Source organism: Streptomyces sp. NPDC003327, assembly GCF_053589515.1.
Window position 1 is genome coordinate 107839 of sequence record NZ_JBSFSA010000002.1, and the last position, 12191, is coordinate 120029.

10 protein-coding genes are annotated in these 12191 nt (G+C 74.2%); 4 read left to right on the top strand and 6 right to left on the bottom strand.

Features of this window, described 5'->3' with window-relative positions:
• Positions 1-116: 116 nt before the first annotated feature.
• The gene (uvrB, locus tag ACWDVG_RS02130; protein WP_451695273.1) at positions 117-2258 is read right to left on the bottom strand and encodes an excinuclease ABC subunit UvrB; all 2142 of its coding nucleotides are present in this window, start codon (positions 2256-2258) and stop codon (positions 117-119) included.
• A 93-nt stretch (positions 2259-2351) separates the two neighbouring features.
• Positions 2352-3248 (bottom strand): MHYT domain-containing protein, encoded by an 897-nt coding sequence (locus ACWDVG_RS02135; RefSeq protein WP_451695275.1) that lies wholly within the window; start codon positions 3246-3248, stop codon positions 2352-2354.
• Positions 3249-3505: 257 nt separating this feature from the next.
• Here ACWDVG_RS02135 and ACWDVG_RS02140 point away from each other — a divergent pair, with 257 nt between their 5' ends.
• Positions 3506-4042: a methylated-DNA--[protein]-cysteine S-methyltransferase gene (locus ACWDVG_RS02140; protein WP_451695277.1), complete on the top strand. Its 537-nt coding sequence runs from the start codon at positions 3506-3508 to the stop codon at positions 4040-4042.
• Positions 4043-4225: 183 nt separating this feature from the next.
• Entirely contained in the window at positions 4226-5494 is a 1269-nt protein-coding gene (locus ACWDVG_RS02145) for an MFS transporter (protein WP_451695633.1), read from the top strand.
• Between the two features lie 70 nt (positions 5495-5564).
• Here ACWDVG_RS02145 and ACWDVG_RS02150 read toward each other — a convergent pair whose 3' ends face one another.
• The 4 genes from ACWDVG_RS02150 to ACWDVG_RS02165 all read right to left on the bottom strand — a co-directional run bounded on the left by ACWDVG_RS02150 (position 5565) and on the right by ACWDVG_RS02165 (position 10043).
• The gene (locus tag ACWDVG_RS02150) at positions 5565-6581 is read right to left on the bottom strand and encodes a TolB family protein (RefSeq protein ID WP_451695278.1); all 1017 of its coding nucleotides are present in this window, start codon (positions 6579-6581) and stop codon (positions 5565-5567) included.
• Positions 6578-8017, bottom strand: coding sequence for an MFS transporter (locus ACWDVG_RS02155; protein WP_451695280.1), 1440 nt, complete (start codon positions 8015-8017; stop codon positions 6578-6580). The genes ACWDVG_RS02150 and ACWDVG_RS02155 overlap by 4 nt, the downstream gene beginning before the upstream one ends.
• Positions 8017-9357: a discoidin domain-containing protein gene (locus tag ACWDVG_RS02160; RefSeq protein WP_451695282.1), complete on the bottom strand. Its 1341-nt coding sequence runs from the start codon at positions 9355-9357 to the stop codon at positions 8017-8019. The genes ACWDVG_RS02155 and ACWDVG_RS02160 overlap by 1 nt, the downstream gene beginning before the upstream one ends.
• Before the next feature lie 329 nt (positions 9358-9686).
• Complete coding sequence (locus ACWDVG_RS02165) at positions 9687-10043, bottom strand: cupin domain-containing protein (protein ID WP_451695284.1); 357 nt, start codon at positions 10041-10043, stop codon at positions 9687-9689.
• Positions 10044-10198: 155 nt separating this feature from the next.
• On the opposite strand from ACWDVG_RS02165, the gene ACWDVG_RS02170 reads away from it, so the two are divergent.
• Both ACWDVG_RS02170 and ACWDVG_RS02175 read left to right on the top strand, forming a co-directional pair.
• Complete coding sequence (locus tag ACWDVG_RS02170; RefSeq protein ID WP_451695286.1) at positions 10199-11113, top strand: pseudouridine-5'-phosphate glycosidase; 915 nt, start codon at positions 10199-10201, stop codon at positions 11111-11113.
• Between the two features lie 68 nt (positions 11114-11181).
• Positions 11182-12138 (top strand): carbohydrate kinase family protein, encoded by a 957-nt coding sequence (locus ACWDVG_RS02175; protein ID WP_451695288.1) that lies wholly within the window; start codon positions 11182-11184, stop codon positions 12136-12138.
• The last annotated feature ends 53 nt before the right edge of the window (positions 12139-12191 follow it).

Sequence of the window (12191 nt, forward strand, 5' to 3'; positions counted from 1 at the left end):
CCCCGCGCCCGCTGTCGTGTGCGTGCGGCTGTGCAGCACCCTACGCAGAGGCACTGACAACGCGGTGGCGCGGTCCGGATTTGTGTCGGTCTTGCAACACACCGGACCGCCCGGCGTCAGGCGAGGCCCGCCTCCTTCATCTGGCGCAACTCCTTCTTCAGCTCTCCCACTTCGTCGCGGAGCCGGGCCGCCACCTCGAACTGCAGCTCCGCGGCGGCCGCGCGCATCCGGTCGGTCATCTCCTCGATCAGGGCGGCCAGTTGGGTGGCGGGACGGTCGCCGAGCTCGACCGTGGAGCCGGACCCGGTCCGCTTGCCCGCCTTGCCGGCCGGGGCGTGCGCGGCGAGCGAGGGGACGGGTGCCTTCGCGCCCTTGCCGTCCTTCGCCTGGCGGTAGCCGGTGCCGAGCAGCTCCTCGGTGTCGATCTCCTCACGGGCGATGGTGGCGACGATGTCGTTGATCTTCTTGCGGAGCGGCTGCGGGTCGATGCCGTTCGCCGTGTTGTACGCGACCTGCTTCTCTCGGCGCCGGTTGGTCTCGTCGATGGCCTGCGCCATCGCCGGCGTGATGGTGTCCGCGTACATGTGGACCTGGCCGGAGACGTTTCGGGCGGCGCGGCCGATCGTCTGGATGAGCGAGGTCCCGGAGCGCAGGAAGCCCTGCTTGTCGGCGTCGAGGATGGCGACGAGCGACACCTCGGGCAGGTCGAGGCCCTCCCGGAGGAGGTTGATGCCGACGAGGACGTCGTACTCGCCGGAGCGCAGCTCGCGCAGCAGCTCGATGCGGCGCAGGGTGTCGACGTCGCTGTGCAGGTAGCGGACCTGGATGCCGAGCTCCAGGAAGTAGTCGGTGAGGTCCTCGGCCATCTTCTTGGTGAGGGTGGTGACGAGGACGCGCTCGTCCCGCTCGGTGCGCAGCCGGATCTCGTGGACGAGGTCGTCGATCTGGCCCTCGGTCGGCTTGACGACGACCTCGGGGTCGACGAGGCCGGTCGGGCGGATGATCTGCTCGACGAAGCCGTCGCCGCGGGAGAGCTCGTAGGTGCCGGGGGTGGCGGAGAGGTAGACGGTCTGGCCGATGCGCTCCTGGAACTCCTCCCACTTCAGCGGACGGTTGTCGAGGGCGGAGGGGAGCCGGAAGCCGTGGTCGACGAGGGTGCGCTTGCGGGAGGCGTCGCCCTCGTACATGGCGCCGATCTGCGGCACGGTGACGTGCGACTCGTCGATGACGAGCAGGAAGTCCTCGGGGAAGTAGTCGAGGAGGGTGTTGGGCGCGGAGCCGGGCTCGCGGCCGTCGAAGTGCATCGAGTAGTTCTCGATGCCGGAGCAGGAGCCGATCTGGCGCATCATCTCGATGTCGTACGTCGTCCGCATGCGCAGCCGCTGGGACTCCAGGTGCTTGCCCTGCTTGTCCAGCTCGGCGAGGCGGCTCTCCAGCTCCCGCTCGATGTCGTTGACGGCCCGCTCCATGCGCTCGGGGCCGGCGACGTAGTGGCTGGCGGGGAAGACGTACAGCTCGGTGTCGTCGCTGATGACCTCGCCGGTGAGCGGGTGCAGCGTGGAGAGGGCCTCGATCTCGTCGCCGAACATCTCGATGCGGACGGCGAGCTCCTCGTAGACCGGGAAGATCTCGATGGTGTCGCCGCGGACCCGGAAGGTGCCCCGGGTGAAGGCCAGGTCGTTGCGGGTGTACTGGATGTCGACGAAGCGGCGGAGCAGCTGGTCGCGGTCGATCTCCTCGCCGACCTTGAGCGGGACCATCCGGTCCACGTACTCCTGGGGCGTGCCGAGGCCGTAGATGCAGGAGACGGAGGCGACCACGACGACGTCCCTGCGGGTGAGCAGCGAGTTCGTGGCGGAGTGGCGCAGCCGCTCGACCTCCTCGTTGATCGAGGAGTCCTTCTCGATGTAGGTGTCCGACTGGGGGACGTACGCCTCGGGCTGGTAGTAGTCGTAGTACGAGACGAAGTACTCGACCGCGTTGTTCGGCAGGAGCTCGCGGAACTCGTTCGCCAGCTGGGCGGCCAGCGTCTTGTTCGGCGCCATCACCAGGGTGGGGCGCTGGAGCTTCTCGATCATCCACGCGGTGGTGGCCGACTTGCCGGTGCCCGTGGCGCCGAGGAGGACGACGTCCTTCTCGCCCGCGCGGATGCGCCGCTCGAGGTCGGCGATGGCCGCGGGCTGGTCGCCGCTGGGCTGGAAGGGGCTGACGACCTCGAAGGGCGCCACCGAACGTTCGATCTTGGAAACGGGCCGCATGCAACCACCGTACGACCCCGCACCGACAGTCGGGCGCCGATCGGTCCGGAGCCCGGAGCGGCGGCCGTCGCGGGGCGGGCTCCGGAGGGCCAGCTACCAGTCCTGGGAGCGGTGGCCGCCCCGGGGAACGCTCCGCCGCGCGGCGCGCCCTGCGGGCCGGGCGGTCCAGTTCGCGGGCTCGCCGTAGCTGGGGACGTGGCGCGGGGCGGGGACGCCGGGGCGGTGCACGGGCCGCGGGGAGGGGCGCTGCCAGTCGGGGTCGCCCATGACGAGCAGCGGGTCGAACATGACGACGACGGCGGCGAGGATGAGGAAGACGGCGGGGCCGATCAGCATCGGCAGGAGCAGCGAGGTGGCGGTGTCCCCGGTGCCGGGGGCCTCGGCATGGTGGATCCGGACGTGGACGGCGGCCATGGCCGTGTAGTGCATACCACTGACGGCGACGCCCATGACGAGGCTGGCGCCGAGGCTGGCCAGAAATCCATGGACGGAGACGGCGGCCCACAGGGCCGCGGTGGCCGAGACGACGGCGATGACCACGGAGAGGGCGACGGTGAGGGTGTCGTACTCGATCCGGCCGGGGAGGCGCATCCCGGCCATGCCGAGGTAGTGCATGGTGGCGATGCCGAGCCCGGTGATGGTGCCGCCGGTGACGAGGGTGAGGGCGGTCGCTCCCCGGTATCCCACGATGAAGATGCCGATGCCGACCATGACGACGGCGACGCCGAGGCTGGCGAAGGTGAGGGGGCGGTCGTAGCTGATGGGCGCCTGCTGGACCGAGAAGCCCATCATGGCGATGAAGTGCATGGTCCAGATGCCGGTGCCGATGGAGGTGGCCCCGAGGGCGAGCCAGCCGGCCTTGAAGGTCTCGTCGTGGCGCAGCGACCGGGTGGTGCACCGCAGGCCGAGAGCTCCGCCGAGGCAGGCCATGAGAAAGGCGGCCACCGGCGTGACGAGCCCGTAGCTGAATCCGTCGACCGTGCCCTGCATGAGCGCGTGCCCTCCCACCCCTGGTGCAACGTCGTCCGAAAACAGTCGGTACCGCTGGGTAGTACTACCGGGCGAGATTATGGCGCGCGCACCCCCCGGCGAGCACGTGACCGGGGAATTTCCGGGGGTGAGACCGGAGCGAGACCGGTCCGTGACCCGGGTGGCGGCGGGCGACCCGGGTGGCGGCGGGCGGGGGCGATCGGCCGAGGGCGATCCGCCGGGGCGGAACTGTCGGTGGCGGGTCGTACGGTGAGCGCATGGACATCGAAACGGTGGAGTGGACCGTCGTGGAGAGCGGCATCGGGCCGCTGTTCCTCGCCGCGACCGCGCGCGGGCTGGTGCGGGTCGAGTTCCACGCCGACGCGGCGCGGCGGGTCCGGCTGCCCGGCCGGCTGGCGGAGCGGCTCGGCGCGGAGCCGGTGGAGAGCGCCACCGGCCGCCTCGCCGAGCCGATACGCCGGCTCGCCCGCTACTTCGCGGGCGAGCCGCGCGACGTCGACGTGCCGCTGGACTGGTCCCTCACGACCGGCTTCAACCGGCAGGTGCTGCGCGAGCTGGCGACGGGTGTCCCGTACGGCACGGTGGTGGGGTACGGGGACCTGGCGCGGCGCGTGGGACAGCCGGGGGCCTCCCAGGCGGTCGGCGCGGCGATGGGCGCCAATCCGCTGCCCGTGGTCGTGCCCTGCCACCGGGTGGTGGAGAGCGACGGCGGGCTCGGGGGGTTCGGGGGCGGTCTGGAGACGAAGCGCAAGCTGCTCGCCCTGGAGGGCGTGCTGCCCGAGCCGCTGTTCTGAGCGGTCCATGACGGCCCGGGCTCCGGGGGGGGTCGGTGGGCGCGGGTTCCGGGGGACGGTGAGCCGGTCCGTCGAAGGTGCGTTCGCGGCGTCGAGAAGCCGTTCCCAGATCTGGGGGCGGCTGGCACACTCACGTAAGTGACCAAGACGCCCGATGCCCCTGACGCCACTCTCTCCGTCGCGATGCCCGCCCCGGTCGGGCCCGCCGAACTGCCCGGACTGCGGCGGCGCGTGCAGGCCGTGCTGATCGCCACCCAGATCCTCGGGGGCCTCGGCATCGCCACCGGCGTGGCGCTCGCCGCCGTCCTCGCCACGGACGTCAGCGGCACGGAGGCCCTCTCCGGGCTCGCGTCCACGGCGACGGTCGCGGGGCCCGCGCTGCTCGCGATGCCGCTGGCCGCCCTGATGGCCCGCCGGGGGCGCCGGGCGGGACTGGTCCTGGCCTATCTCATCGGCGCGCTCGGCGCCGGGGTGGCGGTGCTCGGCGCGGTCCTCGGGAGCTTCCCCCTGCTGCTCGTCGGACTCGTCGGCTTCGGCGCCGGGTCCTCGGCCAATCTCGCGGCCCGCTTCGCCGCCGCCGACCTGGCCGAACCGGACCGCAGGGCGCGGGCCATCTCCACCGTGGTGTGGGCGACCACCATCGGGGCCGTCCTGGGGCCGAACATCGCCGCGCCCGCGGGGCGGTCCGTCGCGGGTCTCGGCATCCCCGTCACGGCCGGCCCCTTCGTCTGGGCCGCCGGAGTCTTCCTGCTCTCCGCCGCCGTGGTGGCGGTGCTGCTGCGGCCGGACCCGCTGCTCACCGCCCGCGCCCTCGCGGACGCGGAGACGCCCGGCGCGGAGCCGGAGAGCCGCTCGCTTCGGGCGGGCCTGCGGGCCGTGCGGGAGTCGTCGCAGGCCCGGCTCGCGCTCGTCACGATCGCGGGCTCGCACACGGCCATGGTGTCGATCATGTCGATGACCCCCGTGTCGCTCACCCATCACGGCGCGGACATCCAGCTGATCGGGCTCGTGATCAGCGGCCACATCGCCGGCATGTACGCCTTCTCGCCGGTGATGGGCTGGCTCACCGACCGGCTCGGCCGGCCGGCGGTGATCGGTCTGGCGGTCGGGCTCATCGCCGTCGCGGCGCTGCTCGCGGGCACGGCCGGGGCCAGCCACAGCCGGACGGCGCTCGGCCTCTTCGTCCTCGGCCTCGGCTGGTCGGCGGGGCTCGTCTCCGGCTCCGCGCTGCTCACGGACTCGGTGCCGCAGGCCGCGCGGGCCGCGGTCCAGGGCCTCTCCGACTTCATCATGAACACCGCGGCGGGACTCGGCGGCCTGGCGGCCGGTCTGATCGTCTCCGAGGCCGGGTACGGGCCGCTCAACGCGATCGCCGCGTGCCTGCTCCTGCCGATGGCGGCCCTCGTGCTCCGGCACACCTTCCGCGGGTCCGCCCCGAAGGACACGGCCTGACACACGGGCCGGCGCGCTCGGCCGGTCAGAACGGGCCCGGGAGGGCGGTCAGGACGGGTCCGGAAGGCGGTCAGGACGGGTCCGGCAGTGCCGGGGAGCTCGCGCCGGCGGCCAGGAGCCGCGGGGTTCCGCTGCCGTCGGCGGGGACCGACCACACCCCGCCCCCGAGCCCGTAGGCGAGCGTGTCCCGGTCCGTCCAGAGCGCCTGGTCGTCGAAGCCGCGCCGCTCCGCGACGGGGTGCTCGCGGCCGGTCCGCAGGTCGTACACGTACAGCCGCCAGGGGTCGCGCGGTCCGTCGGTCACGCGCTTCTTGAAGGCGATCCGGGTGCCGTCCGGGGAGAGCGAGGGGCATTCGACGTTCTCCCGGAGGGCCCGCGCCGACCAGTTCCGCAGGTCGCCCTCGACGAGGTGGGTGCGGCCCTCGGTGGAGACCGTGGCGTGGAAGCGGTTGTCGTCGGCCGCGAAGCCGAGGCCCCAGTAGTTGACGTCGGGGGCGTGGTGGCGCCGGCCGCCGAGGGTGAGCGGGATCAGCTCGATGTTCTTCACCAGGTAGCCGGTCCGCAGGTCGAGGAGGCCCGTGCGGGTGGAGAAGGACGAGCGGGCGTAGGAGTCCCCGGTGGCGAACATCGTCCACGCCAGCATCCGGCCGGACGCGGAGACCCGGGCGCGGCTGGGGATGCCGGGCAGGGCGATCCTGCGGACCTCCCGCAGGTTCCGGTCGAGGACGATCGCGTACGACCGGGCCGGCAGCCCCGGCCTGCGCAGCAGGCAGAGAGCGGTGCCCCCGGCGGCGTGGAACCGGTCGCAGGAGGGGCCGCCGACGGTCCTGCCGCCCGGTACGTCCGCGTCCACGCGCGCGACGCGCCCGGTCGCGGAGTCACGGACGTGGAGGGCACCGGCTCCGGCGTCGAGGGTGAAGGCGGCGTCGGCGGTCCCGGTGACGGCGGACTCCCGGCCGGCGGCCGCGCGCAGGGTGTAGGCGGTGGCCCCGCCGCCGAGGAGGAGCAGGGCGAGGACGATGATCCACGCGCGCGTGCGCGCGGAGAGCGGGCGCGGCCCGCCGGATGCGTCGGTGGACGGGGTCACGACTCGGTCCTCTGCACGGTTCGGTCCTCTCGGTGCGGAGCTTGCGGGGCGGTCGGGGCATGCGGGGCGGTCGGGGCATGCGGGCCTGTCGGGGCATGCGGGTCTGTCGGGGCATGCGGGCCTGTCGGGGCATGCGGGTCTGTCGGGGCTTGCGGGCCGACCGGAAGCCCCGGCTCGTGCGGGTCGCCCGGGGCCTTGGGTTCGTTCGGGTCGGCGGGCAGCAGGCGGGCGGCGGCGCACAGGGCGGCGGTGAGGGTGAGGAGCGCGGCGACGAGCGCGGTCCCGGGCCCGTACGCGCTCCACGCCGCGCCGAACGCGACGGCCGCGCCGACCCGCGCGAGGGCCTGCGCGGTCTGGACGAGCGCGAGCCCGCCCGCTCGCCGCCCCTCGGGCAGCAGGGGCGCGGCCAGGGCCATCAGGACGCCGTCGGTGGCGGCGTAGAAGACCCCGAGCAGGGCGAGGACGCCGAGGAGCACGGGCACTCCGGGGGCGGGCACGAGGAGCAGCGCGTAGGCGAGGACCAGGGCCCCGTGCCCGTACAGGAAGGGCACCCGCCGCCCGAAGCGGTCGGCGAGGCGCCCGGCCGGCACGGCGAGCAGCAGGTAGACGCAGGCGGCGCCGAGCGGCAGGAAGGGGAACCAGGTGGCGGCGAAGTCGAGCCGCTGCTGGAGCAGCAGGTAGAGGAAGGAGTCGCCGACGGTCGCGGCGCCGAGGAGGGCGGCGCCGAGGACGGTCCTGCGGTACGCGGGTGAGCGGAGCACCGCGAAGAACCCGCCACGCGCGCGTGGCTGCGGTTCAGGGACCCGCGTGTCACGGCGCCCGGGGACGAGGAGCACCCACAGCAGGACGCCGAAGGCGCCGACGCAGAGGCTGACCGCGAAGACCGCCTCGTACGCCTCGGCCGTCGCCCACAGGAGGGCGAAGGCGGCGAGGGGGCCGAGGAGGGCGCCGGTGGTGTCCATGGCGCGGTGCGTGCCGAAGGCCCTGCCCAGTTGGTCCGGAGGGCTGTGCAGGGTGATCAGGGCGTCGCGCGGGGCGGTGCGGACGCCCTTGCCGAGCCGGTCGGCGGCGAGCGCGGCCGCGATCCAGCCGGCGGCGCCGCCCGCGAGCAGGAGGCCGAGGCGGGAGCAGGCGGAGAGGGCGTAACCGAGGCCGGCCACCGCCTTGTGGCGGCCGCCGCGGTCGGCGGTGTGGCCGCCGAGGAGCCGGACGAGCGCGGTGGCGCCGGTGGACAGGCCGTCGAGGAGCCCGAACTGGAGCGGGGACAGGCCGAGTCCGAGGACGAGGTAGAGGGGCAGCACGGCGGTGACCATCTCGGAGGAGACGTCGGTGACGAGGCTGACCGTGCCCAGCACGAGGACGGTGCCGGGGACGCGCCGCCGCACCCCGGAGGGGGTGGGCGGCGCGTCGCGGCGACCGGTGGTCGCGAGGTACATCAGTGGCAGGTGTAGGTCGGGCCGGTGTCCTTCACCTGGTCGTCGGTGCCGACGTACTGCCAGTTGAAGGTGGTGTCGGTGAGGTTCAGCTTGAGCACGCCGTACGGTCCGCTGATCCGCTTCTGGCTGTTGGGCTGGACCGTCTCGATGGCGTACGGTTCGGCGCCGCCCATGCCGCCGACGATCTCGACGATGCCGTCGGAGGTGGCGCGCCCGTCCGGGTCCTGCGGGGCGAACCGCTCGTAGTGGTGGTCGTGGCCGTTCAGGACGAGGTCGGCCTTGGCGCCGTAGAGGATGCGCCAGACGGGCCGGGAGACGGGGTCGTTGCCGTGGCCGCCGGAGGAGTACAGCGGGTGGTGGAAGTAGGCGGCGATGCAGCCCTTGGTGTTCCGGGCGAGGTCGTCCTTGAGCCACTGGATCTGGGCGGGGTCGTCGAAGGAGTTGGAGTCGAGGGCGACGAAGTGCCAGTTGCCGTGGTCGTAGCTGTAGTACGGCTTGCCCTGCGGGTAGGCGAGGGCGCCGAAGTACGCCTTGTACCCGGCGAGCGGTCCGGCCGGGTCGTACGTCTCGTGGTTGCCGGGGACGGGCCGGGTCTTCGCCTTGAAGGCGCCCCAGGTCTTGTCGTAGTAGGCGCGGAAGTCGGAGAGCAGGGCGTCGTCGTACTGGTTGTCGCCCATCGTCAGGTAGAAGGCGGGGGCGAGCCGCTGGGCGAGGGCGGCTGTCTTCGGGTGGGCGCAGGAACTGCTGGAGGCGGTGCACTGCGCGGCGATGTCACCGGCGGCGACGACGCTGAAGGCGCCGGTGGGCGGGGTGGTGGTGCCCGGGGTGCCGTAGACCTCCAGTTCCCAGAGGGAGTAGCCGTACGGCGTGCCGCGCGTGGTCCCGTACACGCGCAGGTAACGGCCCTGGCCGGTGAGGCCGGTCCAGTCGTCGGTGCCGCCGTTGCCCGCGGTCTCGGTCACGAGGCGGGTCCAGGCGACGCCGTCGGCGGAGATCTCGACGCGGTAGGCCTTGGCGTAGGCGACCTCCCAGACGAGGCGGACGCGGGAGACGCTCGCCGACGGGCCGAGGTCGACGCGGATCCACTGGGGGTCGATGCCCTCGGCGCTGGCCCACCGGGTGGCGGGATCGCCGTCGACGGCCTTCTCGGGGACGAAGGTCGCGTCCTCGATCGAGGAGGAGGTGACGGGCCTGCCGCCGGAGATCAGCGGGTCGACGGCGGCCCCGGCCCGGTCCGGCCGGGCGAGGAGGAGGCCGCCGACGAGCGCGAGGAGGGCGGCGAGGAGGAGGGACAGGCGGACGGTGGTGCGGCGGGGTGGGGCGGAGGCGTACGGACGCATACCCGGGCTCCCTGGCCTGAGGGGTCGGCGAGAGCTGGACACCGGTGCGGAGCACGGCCGGTGGCGGCCGCGTGCGCGGCCGTGACCGCCCGGCCCGCGCGGCACGGGGGACGCCACGGGGCCGGACGGAGCCGGGTGGTGCTCGGCGGCCGGGTCAGAGCTCTCGCTGAGCGCGTCACGTCCGGTCCGGGGGGGGACGGGACGCCGCGCCAAGCCGCTGGGCGTGATGCTAGCGGACGGGGCGGTTGACAGGAAGGTTTCCTACCAGATGTTCAACCGGCTCCCCAGGGAGCGGAGTTGACCGTGATCGCAGAGACGTCCGCGAGACCTCAGAGGCTGATGTGGTAGGCCTTGCGCAGGGTCTCGTGGACGGTCCAGGTGGTCCGGTCGCCCTCGCGCAGCACGCAGGCGTCGCCGGGCCCGATCTCCAGCGTGTCCCCGCCCTCGACGGCGACGGTCGCCCGCCCGCTGACCACCACGAAGAGCTCGTTGGCCTCGGTGTCGGTGACGACGCCGGGCGTGATCTGCCAGATGCCGCGCAGCTGCTTCCCGTCGGCCGACTCCCACAGGACCTTGCCCGTCACCTCGGGAGTGCCCGAGACGATCTGGCCGGGGTCGAGCGGCTCGGCTTCGAGCTCCGCGTCGGGGATGTGCACGCTGAAGGAGGGCAGGTCTTGAGTCGTCATGGGCGGTGACTGTAGCGGGGCGCTCCGGCGGCGCGGCGGCCGGGCGGCCCGACGACGGGACCGGGGTGGGACGGGTGGACGTGGCGGGTGGGGTGGGCGTGGCAGATGCACGCCGTCGAGGTTTGCGGGGCACGGGGACGCGCCAGTGATGAACCATGTCCACACAGGTGTCCGAAGAGGTACGGGAAGCGCTCCACGCGGGCCGTCCCGTCGTCGCGCTCGAATCGACGATCATCGCCCACGGCCTGCCCCGCCCCCGCAACCTCGCCGTGGCGCTCGAACTGGAGCAGGCGGTACGGGAAGGGGGCGCCGTCCCCGCCACCGTGGCCGTGATCGACGGCACGGCCAGGGTCGGCCTTGAGCGGGCCGAGCTGACCCGGATCGCCGAGGACCCGGCGGTGCGGAAGCTGGGACACCGGGACCTCGCGCCCGCCGCGGCGACGGGCGCGACCGGGGCGACGACGGTTTCGGCGACGGCCTGGCTCGCGGACGCGGCCGGGATACGCGTCTTCGCCACCGGCGGGCTCGGCGGGGTGCACCGGGAGTGGCACGAGACGCAGGACGAGTCGGCGGACCTGCGGCTGCTGTCCCGCGTGGGGATCACGGTGGTGTGCGCCGGGGTCAAGTCGATCCTGGACGTGCCGGCGACGCTCCAGCGCCTGGAGACGCTGGGCGTGACGGTCGTCGGGTACGGCACGGAGACCTTCCCCGGGTTCTATCTGGCCTCCTCCGGGGAGCCCGTCGACTGGACGCTGCGCGGACCGGAGGAGGTGGCGGCGGTGATGCGGGCCCAGGACGAACTGGGCGGACCGAAAGCGGCGCTCGTGGTGGCCAACCCGGTCCCGGTGGCGGAGCAGTTGGACCCGGCCCTGCACGACCGGGTGCTCGCCGCCGGCCTCGCGGCGGCAAAGGAGAAGGGGGTCACGGGACAGGCCGTGACACCGTTCCTCCTGGAGTACCTGACGGTGCACACGGAGGGCGCCTCGCTCGAGGCCAACCTGGCTGCGGTACGGGGCAACGTGCGGCTCGCGGCGACCGTCGCGGGGGCGTACGCCACGGGCCCGCGGTGAGGAGCGGGGGCGACGGGGGCCGGGGCGGGGAGGACCGGAGCCGGGGCGGGGGCAACCGGGCGGGGGACGTGAGTCGGGGCGCGGGCGCGGACGACCGGGCGGGGGACGCGGATCGATCCCCGGACGGGGCGCTGCTGGTCGTCGGGGACGTCGTCACGGACGTCGTCGCCCGGCACCGGACCCCGCTCGCCCCGGCGACGGACACGGCGGCGGAGATCCGGACCCTGCCCGGCGGCGCCGGGGCCAACGCCGCCTGCTGGGCGGCCCGTGCCGGGGACGTCGAGGTGCGGCTGCTCGGCCGGGTCGGCACCGACGCGGCCGACTGGCACGAGCGGGCCCTGCTCCGCGCGGGCGTGCGTCCGCTGCTCGTCAGGGACGCGGAGGCGGCGACAGCGACCGTCATCGCGCTCGTGGACGCCACCGCCGAGCGCACGTTCCTCACCGACAGCGGCGCCGCGCTGCGCCTCTCCCCCGACGACTGGTCGCCCGGGCTGCTGGACGGCGTGACCCGGCTGCACCTCTCCGGCTACCTGTTCTTCTCCGCACCGAGCCGCGCCGCGGCCCGCCGGGCGCTGCGGGACGCCCGCGCGGCGGGGGTGCCGGTGAGCGTGGACCCGGCGTCGGCGGGCTTCCTCGCCGCCCTGGGCGCGGAGCGGTTCCTCGCGGAAGCGGCGGGCGCCGAGGTGCTGCTGCCCAACGCCGACGAGGCCCGGCTGCTCACCGGACGCGCCGGGGCGGAGGCGGCGGCCGCGGAGTTGAGCCGCCGCGTCCCGCTGGCCGTGGTGACGCTCGGAGCGGCCGGGGCGCTGGTGGCCGAGGGCGGGGCGGTCACGGCGCGGGTGGCCGCGTCGCCGTCGGGCCCGGCGCGGGCGGTGGACTCGACGGGCGCGGGCGACGCGTTCACGGGCGCGTTCCTCGCGGCCCGGCTGGCGGGCGCGGATCCCGTGCAGGCGGCGGAGGCGGGCTGCCGGGCGGGCGCCGAGGCGGTCACGCGGCTGGGCGGCCGACCGCCGACGCCGCCGTGAGGTGCGCGAAGTGACGCGCGCCGCCCCCCGCCCCGTACCCCTGGCTCACCCCT

Coding starts and splice junctions, on each gene's coding strand:
- uvrB (WP_451695273.1), bottom strand. CDS start 2,258: ATGCGGCCCGTTTCCAAGATCGAACGTTCGGTGGCGCCCTTCGAGGTC.
- ACWDVG_RS02135 (WP_451695275.1), bottom strand. CDS start 3,248: ATGCAGGGCACGGTCGACGGATTCAGCTACGGGCTCGTCACGCCGGTG.
- ACWDVG_RS02140 (WP_451695277.1), top strand. CDS start 3,506: ATGGACATCGAAACGGTGGAGTGGACCGTCGTGGAGAGCGGCATCGGG.
- ACWDVG_RS02145 (WP_451695633.1), top strand. CDS start 4,226: ATGCCCGCCCCGGTCGGGCCCGCCGAACTGCCCGGACTGCGGCGGCGC.
- ACWDVG_RS02155 (WP_451695280.1), bottom strand. CDS start 8,017: ATGTACCTCGCGACCACCGGTCGCCGCGACGCGCCGCCCACCCCCTCC.
- ACWDVG_RS02160 (WP_451695282.1), bottom strand. CDS start 9,357: ATGCGTCCGTACGCCTCCGCCCCACCCCGCCGCACCACCGTCCGCCTG.
- ACWDVG_RS02165 (WP_451695284.1), bottom strand. CDS start 10,043: ATGACGACTCAAGACCTGCCCTCCTTCAGCGTGCACATCCCCGACGCG.
- ACWDVG_RS02170 (WP_451695286.1), top strand. CDS start 10,199: ATGTCCACACAGGTGTCCGAAGAGGTACGGGAAGCGCTCCACGCGGGC.